Below are 18,997 nucleotides of genomic sequence, written 5' to 3'. Positions count from 1 at the left end.
TCACTCCATGAGTGAACGTTTTTTGCATGGGGGAGGGAACTGTGGTTCCCCTATTTCCTGCTCGTTTTTCTCCAAATAGGGGACTCCGGTTCCCATGAGTAGAGCCTTAGCGGGATTACAGCAAGGGTTTAGGAGAACCCTCTATTCTTCCAAACCTGTAGTAATGATAAATTACAATTTATCAGCGCCATTTTAAATTAGCGAGCCCTTACGTACAATTCATGTAAGGGCTTTATTTATGAATGTGAATTTGGAACATGTCCCTAATACAGTTAAACCGAAAGAGGGGAAATCAATGAATATCGTGGTTTGGAATGAGTATCGACATGAGAAAACGAACGAGATTGTGGCTGCTATTTATCCAGAGGGCATTCATGCCGTCATTGCAAAAGGTTTGGAGCAAGAAGGTGTATCGGTTAAGACGGCCACATTAGATGAGGATGAGCACGGACTTACGGATAAAGTTCTTAGTGAGACAGATGTTTTAATTTGGTGGGGGCATAGAGCACATGATGAAGTAAGTGAAGAAGTTGTTCACAAAGTTTATCAACGTGTTCTCGATGGCATGGGGATGATTGTGCTTCATTCCGGGCATTTTTCGAAAATTTTCAAAAAATTAATGGGCACTTCCTGTGATCTGAAGTGGCGGCAGGTTGGTGAAAAAGAACGGTTATGGGTAGTAAACCCCAGCCATCCGATCGTGGAGGGGATGGGAGAGTATATCGAACTGGAGAAAGAGGAGATGTACGGTGAGTTCTTCGACATTCCTGAGCCGGAGAGCACGCTTTTTGTAAGTTGGTTTGCAGGTGGGGAAGTGTTCAGAAGCGGCTGCACGTTTACGCGTGGGAAAGGGAAGATTTTTTACTTCCGACCGGGACACGAAACGTATCCAACCTATCATCATTCACAAATTAGGAAGGTTATTGCCAATGCTGCAAAGTGGGTTGCTCCAGTGGAGGGACCTCAGCTGAAATTTGGCAAAATGGATCCTTTGGAGACGATAAGATGAAGGTCATTAACATCGGAATCATTGGCACAGGATTTTCGGCAAAAGCGCATATGGAAGCCATAGCGCGTATTCCCTATTTACGCGTGGCCGCCGTTGCTGCAAGCAGCTTGGAGAAAGCCCAGCAGATAGCGGAGGAATATGGAGTTCCCAAAGCGTATGGGAATGCGAGTGAACTCATTCAAGATAATGACATTATGGCGGTTCATAACTGTACGCCAAATTATTTGCATTACGCAATCAATCGTGAGGTTCTATTGGCGGGCAAACATATTTTATCGGAGAAGCCGTTAGGGCTCAGCAGTGACCAGACCAGAGAGCTGGCCTTATTGGCTCGAAATAGCAGTGGCGTAAGTGGCGTAGCGTTCAATTATCGTCATTTTCCATTGATAGCCGAAGTCAAACATCGAATAAGCAAGCTGACCTATGGAAAAGTAAATCTGGTTTATGGCGGCTTTTTGCAGGATTGGTTGTTACATCGAACGGACTACAATTGGCGTTTAGAGCAAGAATACAATGGAGCTTCACGCGCTTTCGCAGATATCGGTTCGCATTGGTGTGATACGGTGCAGTATGTGTTAGGCAAAAAAATTGTAAAAGTATTTGCTGATTTGAAAATCGTTCACCCCACACGTCTAAAACCTCTTGAAAAAGCGGGCTCATTGGATAGGCAATCAGATTCCGGGTATGAGGAAATCGCTATGAGTACTGAAGATTACGGCAGTGTGCTCGTTCATTTCGAAGACGGCATTCAGGGTGTATTTACCATTTCACAAGTAAGCGCTGGTCGTAAGAATAAGCTGTTTTTTGAAATAGCTGCCGATCAAGGGTCGCTCGCTTGGAATCAAGAAAAACCTCATTCCTTGTGGATCGGTCAAAGAGATCAAGCGAACTATGAGCTATGTTCAGATCCTAGATTACTTTGCGAATCAGCAGCACAGCTTTCCCATTATCCAGGTGGACATCAAGAGGGGTGGCCGGACGCGTTGAAAAATATGCTAATTGATTTTTATTCGGATGTGCGTAATCCGAGCTTGAAGTCCGCAGCATCCATGAGGTCATTTGCTAACTTTGACGATGGGAGTCAAATCATGAATGTCATAGACGCAATTCTGGAAAGTCATTTTAAGCAGCAATGGGTGGCAATCTCTTAACCTGTATTAGTGATAAATATCTATTTATTTAAGCCATATATTTAAAGCTAAATCCATTTATAATAAAGATGTAAGCGTATAACATTAGTGAATATTTCTGATAAATGATTTTAATACATCCCACTTTCAGATAGAATGACTAGGAGGTTTCCGTAATGCCAAAGCAACTTGTCGCAACTGCACCGCGTAAAGCAGAATTATTGAACTATGAGGAGGCTCCTCTAGAATCAGGTCAAGTTCGAGTTCAAGTGCAATATGCATCACCGAAGCATGGATCGGAATTAGCTGATTTTCGCGGAGAAAGAAATCAAATGGCGTCCGTATATGATAACGAATGGCAGTTATTTATCACGCGAAGTTCCACGGAAGCTGTTGGGAGTCCTTTCGGCAAATGGAATATTGGGAATCAATGGGTTGGCCGGATCACGGAGCTTGGACCTGATGTGGAGGGCTACGAAGTAGGAGAGCGGCTCTGCGGGTATGGCGGCATACGTGAATCCCACGTGGTGAACACCATTAACGCTAAGCGCTTGATGAAAATGCCTGAAGATATGTTATGGAAAAATGCGGTATGCTTCGACCCGGCACAATTTGCGCTTGGCGGGATTCGTGATGGACAAGTAAAGCTGGGTGACCGTGTAGCTATTTCAGGACTTGGTGCCATAGGAGCAATTGCAGCTCAAATGGCTAAGTTAGCTGGAGCGAGCTACGTTGCAGTCATAGATCCGATCCAGAAACGAAGAGAGGCTGCTATCCGTGCTGGGGCAGATGAAGCCTTCGATCCTTTATCACAGGATGTCGGTCTCGAGCTAAAGAAATCGACCAACAAGCTGGGAGTAGATGTCATCATTGAGACTAGCGCTAACGAACATGCGCTGCAAGCATGCTTGCGAGGATTAGCTTACGGAGGTACAATCGCTTTCGTTGGTTGGGCTAGACCCTTTAAGGGCGGTTTAAATCTAGGAATGGAAGCTCATTTTAATAATGCAAAAATTGTCTTTTCACGTGCCTGCAGCGAGCCGAATCCGGATTACCCTCGCTGGAGTTGGAAACGAATTCAAGAAGAATGTTGGCGTTTATTAGCATCCAATCAACTGCATTGTGAAGAGATCGTAGATCCGGTAATTCCTTTTGAAGAGGCTGCTGCAGGTTATGAGCAGTATGTAGATCGAACACCAGAGCAAAGTATTAAATTAGGGGTTAGGTTTTAAGCTTAATATGAGTGAAATGGACGTAAGGGGGTGATTTCATGACGGACGATGTCATGGATTTAGATCTATTATTGCAAAGTGCGGTCCTTAATATTATCCAATTTGATATTCACACTAGACGAGAAATGAAGACCTTTAACCGGGTTCGTCCTTGTTACGTGATGTCCTATCATAAGAAAGGCATTGCCAAGCTGAGAATCGGGGAAGAGTTATTCTCGATTGAACCAGGAACGGTTATTCTAATCCCGCCGAATGTAGCTCATGATCATTTCAAAGAAAATCCAGATGAATCTGTCTTTCTGTGGTCACATTTTACATTTGAAATTGGTGGGGTTATTGATGTGCTAAAGCTCTTTCAAATTCCTTACACCTTTAAGTTAAAGGATTCCGAAGAATTCGAAAGGGTATTTCTTCAATACAATGAGCTGAAGCAGCAAACGGGCTTCTTACCAACAACGATCCTTCGAAAGGCGAAAGCCCTCGAATTAATTTACTTAGTTCTCGAAAGTGCTATTCATATGGATCAGCACGCTGGCTCCAATATTCAATCACGCAGCTTCATGGAAATCTTAGCGAAAATTATTCAACACCCCGAGAAAGAATTTTCCTTGTCTCAATTCGCTAAAGAATTAAATATGCATCCGACTTACGTCAGTAATCGGTTCAAAGAGTTGTACGGAAGATCACCTATTCAAGTACAGCGCGAAATGAAAATCCATAAAGCCAAAACATTGCTAAAAACGAGCCAGCTCTCCATCACAGAAATTGCTCAAGCATTAGGCTTCAGTGGAATACCGAATTTCACACGATTATTTAAAACGTATGTAGGTACTTCGCCATCCCATTATCGTGAACTCAACAGAAAGAAAATTGATGGATTTTTTACGAAACCATAAATCTTAGAGGAAAATGCAGGTGAAATAACGATGAAGTTCGCTATTCAGGATAAGTTAACGGGGCTATCCAATTATTCAGATGTATTTCAAATGGCAAAAGAGATTGGCTATGACGGAGTTGAATTGAACCTATTTCAAAAGCCATTAAATGACACGATATCGACTGAACTGCAAACAGCTATTCAGACAACAGGAATCCCCCTGACAGCGATTTGCGGTGGATATCGCCATTGGATCGGCCATTTCGACGAAACGAAACGCTTGCAAGCAGTCGCGGATATTCAGGATTCACTGAAATACGCAGCTCAGTTAGGCGCTCAAGGCATTATTGCTCCAGCTGCCTACGGCATGTTCTCCAAATCATTACCGCATCAAGTATTGCCGCGTGAGGAACAAGATGACCGCAGGGCATTAATGGATTCATTGTTGCGAATCGCCGAGCATGCTGAGAGGCTGCAAGTGAACCTTTTTATCGAACCGTTGAATCGTTATGAGGATCATATGCTGCATACCGTTTCTCAAGCGGCATCGTTAATCCATGAGGTTAACAGTCCGAATTTAAAGGTGTTGGGTGATTTCTTTCACATGAATATTGAAGAGGCAGACATTTCACAAACCATTGAAAACGATTACAAATTGCTTGGCTACTTTCATTTGGCTGATAGCAACCGGCAGCTCCCCGGTAAGGCTCACACGGATTTCCAGACACCTTTTCATACTTTGCAAAAACTGAATTACAGTGGTTATTTATCCATGGAATGCAGAATTGGTGACGAAAAGAGAGAGTTATTACAAGAAACTTTACAGTTTCTACGTGGTTGTTTGCAGCGTTAATTCCAAAATGACAGGGAGAGATTTAAGATGAGAAAATGTTTTCAATCTATAGTCCCGATTATACTAGCTAGCAGCTTGGTATTGTCAGCTTGTTCAACCAAAGCGCCTGTAAAAGAGGGATCTAAACCTGTCGAAGGTGTGAAAAATGGGGAGACAGTCACCGTTAATTTCTGGGATAACTATACAGACCCCACACAATCCAAAGCCATGGATGCCATTATCGCTAACTTTGAAAAACAAAACAGCAACATCAAGATTAAAAGATCCTCGATGAAAGCGGATGATCAGCGGAAATTAATTAAGCCTGCTTTATTAAGCAAAGAAGGACCGGATTTATTTGCTTACGATGCAGGTCCCGGTTATCTGGGAGTGCTGGCTAAAGCGAACTTGCTAATGGATTTAACCGCAAAATCCGAAAGTTTGGGCTGGAGCAAACGGTTCCCTTCATGGATTCAAGAACGGAATACGTTTAATAAAAAGGTGTATGGCGTCGGTACGCAAGTCGAGATGTTAGGTGTGTACTATAACAAAAAGATTTTCAAGGATTTAGGTGTAAACGTGCCTAAAACATATGATGAGTTTCTGGCTATTTGCAAAGCCGCCAAAGACAAAGGCATCGTTGGAATTTCTTTGGATGATAAAGACCAATGGCCTGCCTTCCATATAGAAAGCATGTTTTATACAGCAGTTGCAGGGAAAACGGAGATAGAAGCGGTGTTAAATGGTCAAAAAAGCTTTGATCAACCTATTTTCGCTGAAGCATTAGATACCTTCAAGAAATTAATTACAGACGGCTATACAACGAAAAGCCCGCTGGCAATCTCTTATGACGACGGGAATAAAGAATTCTTCACAGGTAAAGCTGCTATGCGGATGACAGGTACTTGGATGGTATCCGGTATGGTTGAGAACTTGAAAGATGATGTTGGCTTCTTCTTGCTTCCATCGGTTAAACCTAATTTGCCACTCATGGCACCTGGTGGAATTGGCGGCACCTTCGCAGTCTCTTCCGGCTCCGCTCATCCTGAGGAAACTGTCAAATTCCTGGATTATATGTTCTCAACGGATACGGCTAAAACATGGTATGAAGCTAATATTATTCCACCATTGCCCATTGATGTGAACGCGATTAATGCTAATTCTCTCTTTAAAGAAGTAGTTAGTTTATCGGCAACCCCTGCAGGACTTTCCTATAATATCGATGTATTGATGCCTCAGAAAATTAATGATGTTACGATGAATGACTTGCAGGAGTTAATTGCTGGGAAGAAAACAGGCGCAGATGTCGTCAGAAACAAGCAAAAAGCGTTTGAGGAAGAAAAGGCTAAAGGAAACTACTAAGGCTTCATTTCATGGAAAGTAGCAAAGAGATAGGGCATCTAGCCCTATCTCTGCGCCTATCCGAAAAGCAAAGACTCAGGGGGGTGGACAGATGAGCATCTTCACGAAAATAAAACCATTTAGCGCTTTGTTTTTTATTTTACCGGCTTTCCTTTTTTATGTCATATTCTTGATCGTGCCAATCTTTCAGACTGCGCAATATAGTTTATTTGATTGGGATGGCGCTAGTCCTGTCATGAATTTCATTGGATTAGATAATTATGTGCGTTTGCTGCATGATCCTATCTTTTGGAAAGCGCTTGGCAATAACTTGTTTTGGATTGCATGTTCCGTGACGATCCCGTTATTTATCGGATTAATTCTGGCTATTTTGGTCCTCTCCAAAGGGATTCGAGGGGCCATTGTGTTTAGAGTCACTTACTTTATGCCGACCATTATTTCCTTGATCGCTGTGGGTATTGTTTGGAATTGGATTTATCATCCAAGCTTTGGTTTTATCAATATCACATTGAAAAAAATCGGGTTAAGCAGCTTGGCCTTGGATTGGCTGGGTAATGAGCACACCGTCATGCCTGCTCTTACAACAGCTGGGAGTTGGACTTATTATGGATTTTGTATGGTCATCTTTATGGCAGCTATGCAGGGGATTGATAAAAGTTATTATGAAGTTGCAAAAATCGAAGGAGCCTCTATCCTTCAGACATTCGTTCAAGTGACGATTCCCTTATTAAAGAGCACAATCACCTTGTTGGTATTAAATTCGTTAATCGGATCTTTTAAGGTATTCGACATCATTTATATGATGACGAAAGGCGGGCCGTTTCATTCCTCGGAAGTAATCTCTACGTATATGTTTGATAGCGCTTTTCGCTTAAATGAGGTGGGTTATGGAGCTGCAATTTCGATAACTTTGGCGCTCATTATTGCCTCTTGCTCCATTGTTTATATGCGCTTTGCGGAAAGAAATGATTAGAGAAGAGGTGGACATCATGAAGGGGACAATCAAAATTCATGGAGCGACTCATAGTAGCTCTTCTGCTTATGTGAAACAATTAATCACCTATCTGGTTTTAGTCGCATTTCTGCTCATATCCATTATGCCAGTCGTTTGGATTCTTCTAGCTGCGCTCAAGCCAGTCAACGAATTAAATACGAACCTGTTTGCGTTTCCTAACCATTTGACGTTCGCCAACTTCTCAGAAGCGTGGAGCGTAGGGAAAATGGGGCAGTACTTGGTGAATAGTGTGATCGTTGCTGTTCCTCGCGTGTTTTTTATCCTTGTTTTAGCGTCATTAGCAGGCTTTGGATTCGGAAAATTAAAATTTCCAGGCCGTGATGCGTTGTTTTTCTTCTTCTTATTTGGGATGATGGTGCCCATTCAAGCGATGGTCATTCCACTTTATTACACGATGCAGCGTTTGGATCTCATCAATACCTATTGGGCTTTAATCCTGCCAAGTTTGGGACTAGCAATGCCATTTGCCATCTTTATGATGCGTACGTTTTTCAAAGAATTACCAGATGAACTCATGGATGCTTCGAAAATAGATGGATGTAATAACTTCACCTCCTATCTGCATATTATGCTTCCGTTGACTATACCTGCACTAACCTCATTACTGGTATTTGAATTTATGTGGTCGTGGAACGATTTCTTACTTCCGCTGCTCTTTGTATATGATGACGCCTATCGTACACTGCCTCTTGGCATGATGTACTTTTTCGGAGAGTACACGTCTAATCAATCTTTAATTGCCGCTGGTGTATCCATTGCGATTATACCGATTATTTTCATTTACATTCTTTTTCAGAGGAAATTTATTGAGGGGATAACTTCAGGTTCTGTGAAGGGCTAGGACATGCACCAAACTGATAGTTAAAACTTATGCAAAAGCTGCCAGAATTGTCTGGTAGCTTTTTCTGCTTGGAGAAGGAATGCTTCCTATCATGTAGAATGAGAAAAAGATAAGAAAGACAGATAGCTTCCTTTTCAAATATATAATGAGGTGAGCATGATGGAGGAGTCTACTTTAAAATTTTATGATGATCTTGCTGAAGCCTACCATCTTATTTTCGATGAATGGGCTAGGGCCATTTCTTGGCAAGGAGAAATATTAAGCAGAATCATCCATTCAAAACTCACGACTCCGTCTACCGATGGAACCACGCTGTTGGACTGTTCTTGTGGGATTGGCACACAGGCAATAGGCTTGGCCAAACACGGGTTTAAAGTTACTGCTACAGATATAAGTCCAGTGTCTATAGAAAGAGCCAAAAAAGAGGCAGCAACTTTTGGAGTTGAATTAAACGTTGGCGTAGCTGATTTTCGATCGTTGGAAAAGGATGTTTCTGGTTTGTTTGATATCGTTCTTTCGGCCGACAACGCAATTCCTCACCTGTTAACGGATGAAGATCTCCTTATGGCTGCCAGCAATATGCATGCAAAACTCCATAATGAAGGTATTCTACTAGTTACATTGAGGGATTACGATGATTTAATAAAATCGAAGCCAAAAGCTACAGAACCTCGTATTTTTGATAAGGGTAAGCGCATTGTTTTTCAGGTTTGGGATTGGGAAGAGGCGTCGAATACCTATCTGACTAATCACTTTATCATGCAAGAAATTGACGGAGAATGGAAAACTAAGCATAATAAAACTAGATACAGAGCTTTGCAACGAGAAGAATTTAGTCGTATTTTGACTGAAGCAGGATTCTCAGACATCGAATGGCAGATGCCATCAGAAACAGGGTATTACCAACCGATTGTAACCGCTAGAAAATAACAGAGTGAGGATGGTGCAGATGTCTCAACCACAAATATATGTTCGGTTCCCCGAAGAAGGGGACATTGCCCAGATCATTGCAATGAACAAGCGCAACAGGGAGTTTTTCGAGAAATTTTCTCCAAGCAATTCAGATGACTACTACACGGAGGAGCACCAGCTCCAATGGATGAATAAGAGCAGAGCCGATCGAATGGAGGATCGGAAATACTCCTTCGTGGTATGCCAAACGGAAGATGATCAGGTTGTCGGTACGATCGGGTTGACGTATGTCGTGCGGGGACCGCTGCAGAGCTGCATGATTGGATACAATCTGGACCAGGCGGCTAACGGTAAAGGCTATATGACGGAAGCGGTGAAACAGGTAGTTCGTTATGCCTTCGAAGAACTGAGGCTTCACCGGATCGTCGGGGAAGCTTCCCCTAAAAATCCTGGTTCTATCCGCGTGCTAGAGAAGGCAGGCTTCCACAAAGAAGGCATCTCCCGCAGCAATGTGAAAATTAACGGCGTGTGGGAGGATCATCAGGTTCTAGCTATTATCAATCCATCTCCGGATATCTAGTCCACTTCAAATCTACTTCAGACATGACCTTCAGCCCCGTGCTGTGGGTCTTTTTTTACCTCATTTACCGTGAAAAGAGCTCCTAGTTGAGCAGCGTAAGCAGCTCCGAACAAGAATGGAAGATATGAAGAATGCGACAACGCACTATTATTCCGTTATAATAGTAGTTGAAAACGTTTCCGAGAGGAGCTGTGACTGTGGGTAGAAACGATCGATTAGGCGAGCGGTTGACTCCGCTGTTGAAGAGCTTTATGGAGAAGGGACCGGCCGGCTGCGCCTGTATGGTCATGCACCGGGGAGAAGTGATCTACCAGGAAACCCTGGGGTATGCTGATTTGGAACAAAAGAAAGAGATCGATTCTAACACGATCTACCGAATTTATTCGATGACCAAAGTAGTTACCTGTGTTGCTGCACTCATGCTTTACGAGAAAGGTCTCTACCTACTAAACGACCCGCTAGGCGATTATTTACCGGAGTTTCGCAACCCGCAAGTGTACAAGTATAACGATTTCGGCGTGAAGACGCTGGTCCCAGCGGGAGCTCCGATCCGGATCAAGGATCTGTTTATGATGACATCAGGGATTACATATGGCGGAGATGGTAACGAAACCGAACGCCAAACACGCGCGAAAATGGAGAAAGCAGCCGAGACCATGGATACTCAAACGGCGGTCAAAGCTATTGCATCCGTGCCGCTCGCATTTGAGCCAGGCACTCGCTGGAAATACGGAATGAGCCATGATGTGCTTGGCGCATTGATAGAAGTGCTCTCAGGCCAAAAGTTTGGCGAATTTCTGGAGAAGGAAATTTTCGAACCACTCGGTATGAAGGATACCTCCTTCCGTATTCGAGAAGACCAGAGGGACCGCCTATGCACGATGTATGATTGTCCTCCTGATGGCACAATGACACCTAACCAGAGATTGGATGTCTGTTACCAGCCAGACTGTCAGCTGGAAAGCGGTGGTGGCGGTCTGCTTTCGACCATTGGAGATTACAGCAAGTTTGCGCAAGTGCTGGCCAATGGCGGCGAATTGAACGGAGTCCGTCTCCTAAGCCCAAAAACCGTTCAATTGATGGCAACGAATCATTTGAATGCTCAGCAGCTTCGTGATTTCGACTGGTCCCAGATGAGCGGTTATGGCTATGGCCTTGGCGTTCGCGTCATGCAAGATCCAGCAGCTGGCGGAATCAACGGTTCGATCGGAGAATTCGGCTGGGCGGGTATGGCTGGATCGTACTTGTTGATCGATCCCAATGAAGAGCTCTCCATTGTATATATGCAGCAGTTGCTGCCAAGCCGTGAGCCTTTCATTCATCCGCGGTTGCGGGCTGTTGTTTATGGAGCGATGGAGTGAGCATGAGATCTAAAGAATAAAACGAAGACCCACAGCATTTTGCTGTGGGTTTCTTATGCTTTGGCGATGCTTATTTATTCAACAATATTGATTTTCACATCGATGTTGCCTCTCGTAGCTTTGGAGTACGGGCATATTTGATGTGCCGCTTCGGCTAGCTCTCTAGCGACGTCCTCGGTGACTCCGTCAACCGTCACATCCAGCTCCGCGGATAACTGAAAACCGCCCTCGTCCGTTTTGTTAATAGTTATATGGGCGGTTACTTGTGTGCCCTCTACCTTGATGCCTTTTTGACGAATCGCCAAATTCAGTGCCCCATCGAAACAAGCGGAATATCCGGCTGCAAAAAGCTGCTCCGGATTCGTGCCATGACCGCCCGGCCCTCCGAGCCCTGTAGGCGTTTTGAGTTCAAGTGAGATGACTTGGTCGGAAGAGACTACTTTCCCGCTTCTTCCTCCAACGGCTGTGACGGTGGCTGTGTATAGACTTTGCATGATGATTTGCTCCTTACTATTCATTTTGATTTCATTCACCTCCTATACATTTCCCGGAAAAAGTGGATATTATGAGAAAATTTTCTTCTTTTTTCACCCGATGTCTGAGTGACATGTCAATATGGGAATTGCGACCAATTGTGACTTAAAACATAGACAGTTGGCGAATAGACTATACGTATAGGGAGGAACGTGTCCATGGTTAATTTTGCAAACCGATACAGACTTGGCCAAACGTTAAAGCAAATGACAAAGGGGCAGATCGTTAGAGGGGTGGATTCGACCTCCAAACGCGATGTTCTTTTATATACGGTTCAAGAGAGTGATGAATCAGCGAATGAGGAAGCTTTACGGTGGATGATTAAAGCGTCTCAGATCTCCAACGAGCATTTCATGCAGATTCTGGACGTCGGTTCGGAAGACGGAACATTGTATGCCGTTCTTCAGGCGGAATCGGGAAGGCCATTGTCCGATCGGTTGAACGATTTGGAGATAACAGGGCATAAAGCACTCTCATATGTATACGAGTTGGCTATGGCTATTCGAGAAGCACACCTTAACCTACAGTTGGAATGCGCAGTGGATGCAGAAAATCTTTGGATCGAAGATAACGGACAGCTGCGAATCATGAACAGCTGGACGGAAGGGAATAACGGAAGACGCGGTGTTCCGGGTCTGGCTCTATTGCTCTATCAGCTGGGAGCGAAAACGGATATTCCTACTTCCTCTATGAGTGCTTACTCATTTGAGATGAGCTTGTTGTTTGCAGATTTGGCTGAAAGAACTCGGGGACGTGCCGAAGCGTTAGCCTGCAAGGCCTATGATGGGATGTGCACGCTGGAAGATTTTCAGCTGGAGCTGGAAGATCTGCTCGGAATTGATGGCGATGGCAAGAGGAGAGAGCCACGTCTACATTCCTATGTAGAACCTCCTATAACTAGGGAGAAAAAGGTTGTTCGCAAAGGGCCGATGATCGCGACTGCAGGCTTCGCGGTACTCGTTGTGCTTCTCTTCTTGTCACTGCGCCCGCACTCGGAATATGCGAACGATGCCAAGCTGCAGAAGATTCCAACGTCCGATTCTGCGGTGGCATCGTCGACCAATAATGGGACAGAGACATCGCAATCTTTCGCCTCCGCATCTCCAACACCGTCTCGTCCTTCAACACCAACAGCTAAGCCTGTGGATGCCGAAGCTCAGACGACTGACGATGGCGCGTTACAAGCCAAGGCGGGCATCGTCCCTGATTTGCTTGCTCTTACGAAGGAAGACGCTGAAAAGATGGCACTGGCCTCAGGTCTTCGCTACCAGTTTTTCTTGGAGTCGAACCCCGCTGATAAGGGCACCGTATTCAAGCAAGACATTCCTCCAGGGACCGCTGTTAAGGATGGCGATCGTCTTACGTTCTGGGTGAGCAAAGGGGCGTAAAAGTTTTATCGCCGCAACCCTTCTTTCCTAATTTCAGAAGGGTTTTTTCCTCTTACTTTTTTGAACTGTCTGCTGAAAAAAGACAAGTCTTTGTAGCCCAAAGCTTCCGCGACTTCAGAGGCATTCATCCCGTTATAGCGGAGCAGTTGTTCGGCCCGTTCAATACGAGTCTGGATGATATATCTTTCAAGAGATATCCCCATAATTTCTTTGAATTTCAAAGAAAAATAGCGTGGGGATAAGTTGGCATTTTCCGCCAAAGATTCAAGCGAATGAGGAATGCCTGGTGTTTGACGGATACGATGAGCTAACATGCGAATGAGTGAGGTTAAATGATCGGCTGGGCTTAAGGCGGGTTGCTCTTCCTCGCGTTTTAACTGCATCAGCATCAATGTCAACAACAGTTTGCCCTCCACCGCGGAATCTTTCGTGTTCTCCAACATCGTTTCAACATATCGATTCAGATACGTTTCGAAGACGAATCGATCCTTCACAAGGTGATTACCGGATGGCATAGACGGCAGTAACTGCTTAAAGTCAGCCAAAGAAAAGTGGATATAAGTGACCGTTAAAGGCTGCTGCGGATCATGGTTTGCTGCCGTTCTGTCTCCCGGCTTGAATACGAAACAGGTTCCGCCTCCGATCGTATAAGTCGTTTTGTTTCGAAGCATCGTGCCTGTACCGCTCCATGCATACCAGAGATCGAAATCTTTGAGTGGCTGCTGCCGTGTATCCCATTTCCATGTCCGCTCGCAGGTGACTTTGCCGAAGCTGCTATTTAAGCCTAATTGAGAGATATATTCCACGTTTAAGTGTCTCCTTTATGTAGAAAAGTACAAAGATTTCGCCCTGTAGTGAATTCATTTTACAACGATTTATCAGTAATATGAAGTTATTGAATCTATCAATAGTACAAATTTCTGAAGGAGATGTTTCACTATGCTGCATCCTTTTATGGGGATCGAACATTGGGATCGAATTGGTTTGTCCGTCGAGGAATCGGCAAAGCGTCTTCAGCGCATGGCATACGCAGATCGGCGTTGCATGAGGCTGGAAGCGGGCCATATGACAGCACGGCCTGAATATGAGGTGAAAGGAGCTTTAGCCCGCTTCACCTGGCAGGATGCCGAATTCTATAACCAGTTCCGCAACCGCTGCAAACAGCTCCGGATGGGCGCGAGAGCATTTGAGAAGTGTCCGGATGAAGCTTTAGATTTGCTGATGACTAAAATGTTGGAATCGTCCAATACGTTGAACCTGTTGGTCGCATTGTTTGAGGTGCTGAAGCCAGCGATGATCGAGGCTGTGAACAGGTATCTATCGGAAGCTCAGCCGCTCGTTGATGAGCCGACGATCCATCTTTTGCAGCATCAGCTCGTTGACCGCAAAGGGCAAATGGCTTGGGGCGAGCAGGCGATTGCTCACTTTATGGAATCAGCCAGTAAGGAGGAGAGAGTGAGCGCAGAGCGTTGGAAGCAGTATATCCAAGCGCTGCTGCAAGCAGCCGGGGGTATTGACGGATGCGAGGATAAAGGAACGGTGGATCCGAGTTTGATTGTGAACACGGAACCTTTTCAGCTTCCTTTCGCGAGCACTAGAGACAATCGGTTCCGGACGTCAGTCGTCAAAATGAAGGGAATGAGCTTCGAAGATAATGATGAAGGACGTTTTCTTCAGATGATGCTTGCCCGTTACTTCGAGATGTCGCCAGCCGAAGGCGTTGCTTATGTTCATTTCTCTACCGAAGGGAAGCCGTGGTCCTTTTACAACGATACCGCGCGACATTTATGGGATGAAGTTAGACACTGCTGGTTCGGAGAAGCGGCGCTGCGGAGTAAAGGCTATGATGTCCATGCCATCCCGAACTGGACCGGCTGGTATGATATGACAAGTCAATTATTTAATGACGATGAAGCCTATACGCATTTAACAATTGCCATTGAGAAAGCTGCGATGAAATATCCCCCGGGAAAAAGGGAGGAATGGGAATTCTGTCGGGATGTCGTCAAGGACCCTCTAATGACGACATTCCAGGATTTCGATTGGGCCGATGAGGTGGTTCATGCGGGATTCGGTCAAAAATGGATTATTGACGAAATGTTTCAAGGAGACAACGTGAAAGCGTTGGAGGCTGCAGAGGTTACTGTGGCGAAGCGAGCCGTGTACATGGACAGTTTTGATAAAGAAGGGAATGTGCCTCCGCCAAGTCGATTTGCAGGTAATTATTAAAGAACATTCTGTCCATTTAAACCCTCACACGTAGTGAGGGTTTTTAACGATGAATCCGGGAATTATGCTGGGTGCTGAGCTGCCGACGCATGCTGAGGGAGGTCATGCCACGCATATTCAAATCATCGATTGCGAATTCGATCATTGTGGATTTATCCCGCGTTATGAAGCTGAGGGGTGTATTGGCATCAAATCCACAGGCTTTGATGGTAAGCATAATCGGCATATTACGATTACACAGGAAATCTGTTTAAGAATGCCAAGATTGGCGTTCATGCCATTGATGCCGATGAGGTTACTCTGCGGAATAACCGATTTGAGAACATTGAGCAGCCATTAGCGGTTAGCTCTGGCATCACGGGTAGAATTGATTTTGAATAATTTCTTTTAAATCGTAGACCCTCAGCCTGAAGCTGTGGGTCTATTTTTTTATCATATTGAAAATTAATTTGCTATATAGTAGGAAGTAAGCGATTACATGTATCTATTTGATGGAAGGAGAACAGGGGAATGGAACGAAACACGGGTTTGGACATCGTTCGCAGCGCCGCTATTTTGCTAGTCTTAATCTGCCACGGATTAGGTTTCTTTTTCATGAAGTATCATGACTTCAACCCGCTTAATTATGTAACTGGATATTTGGCTGTGGAGTTATTTTTTGTTTTAAGCGGTTTTTTAATTGGCCGGATTTTGTTACATGACATCGTTGACAACGGTTCTTTCTCAGGGCTGAAAAATTTTTATCTCCGCCGTTGGTTCCGGACACTGCCTCTCTATTATTTTGCGCTGCTCACTACCTACTTGTTTTTTAATCACCATATGGATGCCACGAACCTGATCTTTCTGCAGAATTTCAAAGAACAGGACTTATCTTTTTTGCCGATATCATGGAGTTTGTCGATAGAGGAGTGGTTTTACCTGCTGATCCCGCTCCCGCTCCTTTTCACAGGAAAGTTTCGGAATAAATCCGCTGCCTTCTTCGTCATTACCTCTCTAATTCTTATCATCCCGCTCCTTCTTCGCATCTATCAAGTTTCGCATAGTCAGCCTGTTTGGGATTTCGGGGTGCGCAAACAAATTCCGCTTCGGCTCGACAGCCTCATGTTTGGCGTTATTCTGGCGGGTTTCAAAACGTACCATACCTATATCTATCACAAATATATCGCTGGAAAAGCTTCCTTGCTGCTTGCACTTGGTGGGCTCATCTATTTTAGCGGTTACTTGATCTACACCGGCATACAAAATCAAACGATGGATCATTCCTGGTTTAACCGGACACTACTGTTCACTTTCGTTTCGTTATTTATCGCGATGTTGATCGCGTATCTGGAAGTACATATTCCACGAATGGATCATTTCCCTAAAATCCGTGCTTTTTTCCGCTTCATCAGCTCCCAAAGCTATGGCTACTACTTGTTTCACTGGAATATATTTGTCTGGTTCAGCCGGGAAAATACATCAACTAGTATCGGCCACAGCTTATATTTGCTGACTTTTGCGCTAATTCTAATGATTTCGTTTACTTATCTGATGCATAGGTATTATGAAGTGCCGATCATGAAGGTAAGGGACCAGATTACGACAAGAAGAAAAGTGAAATGGATGGATTCAAACCAGGCAGGTTAATGAAAAGGAAAGGCGAACTAGTACATGGAGATGTTTCTTATTTCGTAATAAAGTGACACGACATGTAAAGAATGGAGTCGTTCCAAGATGAGAGATAACAATGTCAGAGAAGTTAGGGTAACGGATTATCAGGCTATTTATTTGTTGAACCAACACTTTAATCCGAATCTATCTGTATTTTCTGAAGCGAAAGTAAAAGAGAAGCTAGTCACCCTAACAACGAAAACAAAAGATATCGTATTTGTTTATGAACAAAACAACGAGGTGATCGGATATATTCATGGAAGTCCCTATGAATTACTTTTTGCTGACTCACTAGTAAACGTCCTAGGATTTGTTGTAAATAAGGAGTATCGAAGTCAAGGTATTGGCAGTATTTTGATTGAAAGTCTTGAACAGTGGGCAAAGAGTGCTGGATATTCGGGGATAAAACTGTTATCTCATCCAACTCGGGTACAGGCGCATCATTTCTACGAAAGACGAGGCTATACATTTACGAAGGATCAGAAAAATTTCATAAAGCCGTTCAGTGAAAACTAAAAACAGGCTGCCAACAAATGTGGCAACCTGTTTTTTTAAAAGCTTAGACAACACCTTGCGCAATCATAGCGTCTGCGACTTTAGTAAAGCCTGCAATATTGGCGCCTACAACAAGGTTGCCCGGATGGCCGTATTCATCTGCTGCTTGAACAGCGCTCTTGTAAATATTTTTCATAATAGCATGGAGCTTATCGTCTACCTCGTGGAACTGCCAAGAGTATCGCATGCTGTTTTGAGACATTTCAAGCGCTGATACGGCAACACCACCGGCATTCGCTGCCTTAGCCGGTCCGAAGAGCACGCCTGCCTGTAGGAATACGTCAATCGCTTCCAAAGTGGACGGCATATTCGCGCCTTCACCAACAGCTTGTACGCCATTTCTTACAAGGATTTTCGCCGATTCGGCATTAATCTCGTTCTGTGTCGCGCTTGGAAGGGCAATGTCGCAGGGAATCGTCCAAATGCCGTCACAACCCTCATGGTAAGTGGCAGTAGGATGCTCTATGACATACTCGCTGATTCGCTTTCTATCCACTTCTTTCAACCGGCGAACCGTGTCTAGGCAGATCCCGTTTTTATCGTAAATATAGCCATTGGAGTCGCTGCAAGCAACGACTGTAGCGCCTAGCTGCATCGCCTTTTGCATGGAATAGATCGCCACGTTGCCTGAACCGGAAACAACGACCGTACTGCCGTTAAAGCTAAGGCCTTTGGATTGAAGCATTTCATTTACAAAGTAAACGCAACCATATCCAGTCGCTTCTGTACGTCCCAGACTGCCGCCATAGATAATCCCTTTGCCAGTCAAAACCCCAGCTTCGTGTGCGCCTCGAATTCGCTTGTATTGACCGAACATGAAGCCGATTTCCCGGGCACCTACGCCAATATCTCCAGCGGGTACGTCCGTATCTTGCCCCATATATTTATAAAGCTCTGTCATGAAGCTTTGAGTAAAGCGCATGATTTCATTATCGGACTTGCCTTTAGGATCGAAGTCAGAGCCGCCTTTACCGCCGCCAATTGGCTGGCCTGTAAGGGAGTTTTTGAATGTTTGTTCAAATCCAAGAAATTTGATAATGCTTGCATTAACGGATGGATGAAACCGCAAACCACCCTTGTACGGTCCAATCGCACTGTTAAACTGAACGCGGAACCCGCGATTTACATGTGTAACCCCTTGGTCATCTACCCATGGCACGCGGAAAGTAATGAAGCGCTCCGGCTCAACGATCCGTTCAAGGATACCATGTTTCATATACTTCGGATGCTTGGAGAGAACAGGAATCAAGGATTCAAGAATCTCCTTCACTGCTTGATGAAACTCATTCTCATGAGGATTACGTCTAACCACTGTTTCGTATACGCCGTGTACGTATTCTCTTGCAACTGTTTCGTTGTCGACCTGTACTATCACAATCTCATCCGCCTTCGCAATCTAGTATAGTTAAAAAAGTTTATTATACTAGTTTTACCTTATCTAAGGCATTTGAGCAAATAAAATTTACATGTCATGTAAGCTTACTCCAATG

At 44.4% G+C, this 18,997-nt stretch carries 19 protein-coding genes; 16 read left to right on the top strand and 3 right to left on the bottom strand.

Annotated elements, in window-relative coordinates:
- Positions 1-295: 295 nt before the first annotated feature.
- The 11 genes from AC58UW_RS27550 (at position 296) to AC58UW_RS27500 (ending at position 11,151) form a co-directional block, all read left to right on the top strand.
- Entirely contained in the window at positions 296-1,009 is a 714-nt protein-coding gene (locus tag AC58UW_RS27550) for a ThuA domain-containing protein (RefSeq protein WP_497423760.1), read from the top strand.
- Positions 1,006-2,160 (top strand): Gfo/Idh/MocA family protein, encoded by a 1,155-nt coding sequence (locus AC58UW_RS27545; RefSeq protein ID WP_497423759.1) that lies wholly within the window; start codon positions 1,006-1,008, stop codon positions 2,158-2,160. The genes AC58UW_RS27550 and AC58UW_RS27545 overlap by 4 nt, the downstream gene beginning before the upstream one ends.
- 155 nt (positions 2,161-2,315) lie before the next feature.
- Positions 2,316-3,371: a zinc-dependent alcohol dehydrogenase gene (locus tag AC58UW_RS27540; RefSeq protein ID WP_497423758.1), complete on the top strand. Its 1,056-nt coding sequence runs from the start codon at positions 2,316-2,318 to the stop codon at positions 3,369-3,371.
- Between the two features lie 38 nt (positions 3,372-3,409).
- Entirely contained in the window at positions 3,410-4,267 is an 858-nt protein-coding gene (locus AC58UW_RS27535) for a helix-turn-helix domain-containing protein (RefSeq protein WP_497423757.1), read from the top strand.
- A gap of 30 nt (positions 4,268-4,297) precedes the next feature.
- Entirely contained in the window at positions 4,298-5,101 is an 804-nt protein-coding gene (locus AC58UW_RS27530; RefSeq protein WP_497423756.1) for a sugar phosphate isomerase/epimerase family protein, read from the top strand.
- Positions 5,102-5,128: 27 nt separating this feature from the next.
- Positions 5,129-6,442 carry an ABC transporter substrate-binding protein gene (locus AC58UW_RS27525; RefSeq protein ID WP_497423755.1) on the top strand — a complete coding sequence of 438 codons (1,314 nt, stop codon included), beginning with the start codon at positions 5,129-5,131 and terminating at the stop codon, positions 6,440-6,442.
- 91 nt (positions 6,443-6,533) lie between these two features.
- Entirely contained in the window at positions 6,534-7,415 is an 882-nt protein-coding gene (locus AC58UW_RS27520; RefSeq protein WP_497423754.1) for a carbohydrate ABC transporter permease, read from the top strand.
- 16 nt (positions 7,416-7,431) lie between these two features.
- Positions 7,432-8,298, top strand: coding sequence for a carbohydrate ABC transporter permease (locus tag AC58UW_RS27515; RefSeq protein ID WP_497423753.1), 867 nt, complete (start codon positions 7,432-7,434; stop codon positions 8,296-8,298).
- 159 nt (positions 8,299-8,457) lie between these two features.
- Complete coding sequence (locus AC58UW_RS27510; RefSeq protein WP_497423752.1) at positions 8,458-9,228, top strand: class I SAM-dependent methyltransferase; 771 nt, start codon at positions 8,458-8,460, stop codon at positions 9,226-9,228.
- Positions 9,229-9,247: 19 nt separating this feature from the next.
- Entirely contained in the window at positions 9,248-9,790 is a 543-nt protein-coding gene (locus AC58UW_RS27505; RefSeq protein ID WP_497423751.1) for a GNAT family N-acetyltransferase, read from the top strand.
- Positions 9,791-9,987: 197 nt separating this feature from the next.
- Positions 9,988-11,151 (top strand): serine hydrolase domain-containing protein, encoded by a 1,164-nt coding sequence (locus AC58UW_RS27500; RefSeq protein ID WP_497423750.1) that lies wholly within the window; start codon positions 9,988-9,990, stop codon positions 11,149-11,151.
- Between the two features lie 74 nt (positions 11,152-11,225).
- On the opposite strand, the gene AC58UW_RS27495 is transcribed toward AC58UW_RS27500, so the two are convergent.
- Positions 11,226-11,645: an organic hydroperoxide resistance protein gene (locus tag AC58UW_RS27495; protein ID WP_497423832.1), complete on the bottom strand. Its 420-nt coding sequence runs from the start codon at positions 11,643-11,645 to the stop codon at positions 11,226-11,228.
- A 198-nt stretch (positions 11,646-11,843) separates the two neighbouring features.
- Between AC58UW_RS27495 and AC58UW_RS27490 the strand changes: the two genes are divergently transcribed.
- On the top strand, positions 11,844-13,073 hold the full coding sequence (locus AC58UW_RS27490; RefSeq protein WP_497423749.1) for a PASTA domain-containing protein: 1,230 nt from the start codon (positions 11,844-11,846) through the stop codon (positions 13,071-13,073).
- Positions 13,074-13,078: 5 nt separating this feature from the next.
- On the opposite strand, the gene AC58UW_RS27485 is transcribed toward AC58UW_RS27490, so the two are convergent.
- Positions 13,079-13,879 carry an AraC family transcriptional regulator gene (locus tag AC58UW_RS27485; protein ID WP_497423748.1) on the bottom strand — a complete coding sequence of 267 codons (801 nt, stop codon included), beginning with the start codon at positions 13,877-13,879 and terminating at the stop codon, positions 13,079-13,081.
- Between the two features lie 133 nt (positions 13,880-14,012).
- Between AC58UW_RS27485 and AC58UW_RS27480 the strand changes: the two genes are divergently transcribed.
- The 4 genes from AC58UW_RS27480 (at position 14,013) to AC58UW_RS27465 (ending at position 17,468) form a co-directional block, all read left to right on the top strand.
- Positions 14,013-15,302: a hypothetical protein gene (locus AC58UW_RS27480; protein WP_497423747.1), complete on the top strand. Its 1,290-nt coding sequence runs from the start codon at positions 14,013-14,015 to the stop codon at positions 15,300-15,302.
- 49 nt (positions 15,303-15,351) lie between these two features.
- Entirely contained in the window at positions 15,352-15,642 is a 291-nt protein-coding gene (locus AC58UW_RS27475; protein ID WP_497423746.1) for a hypothetical protein, read from the top strand.
- A gap of 170 nt (positions 15,643-15,812) precedes the next feature.
- Entirely contained in the window at positions 15,813-16,928 is a 1,116-nt protein-coding gene (locus tag AC58UW_RS27470; protein WP_497423745.1) for an acyltransferase family protein, read from the top strand.
- 87 nt (positions 16,929-17,015) lie between these two features.
- The gene (locus AC58UW_RS27465) at positions 17,016-17,468 is read left to right on the top strand and encodes a GNAT family N-acetyltransferase (RefSeq protein WP_497423744.1); all 453 of its coding nucleotides are present in this window, start codon (positions 17,016-17,018) and stop codon (positions 17,466-17,468) included.
- A 43-nt stretch (positions 17,469-17,511) separates the two neighbouring features.
- Here AC58UW_RS27465 and gdhA read toward each other — a convergent pair whose 3' ends face one another.
- On the bottom strand, positions 17,512-18,882 hold the full coding sequence (gene gdhA / locus AC58UW_RS27460; protein ID WP_497423743.1) for an NADP-specific glutamate dehydrogenase: 1,371 nt from the start codon (positions 18,880-18,882) through the stop codon (positions 17,512-17,514).
- Positions 18,883-18,997: the final 115 nt, after the last annotated feature.

The sequence above is a fragment of the Paenibacillus sp. J22R160 genome, assembly GCF_059692135.1.
The sequence above is the reverse complement of the archived record's forward strand: the minus strand, read 5'-3'. Positions and strand labels throughout refer to the sequence as shown.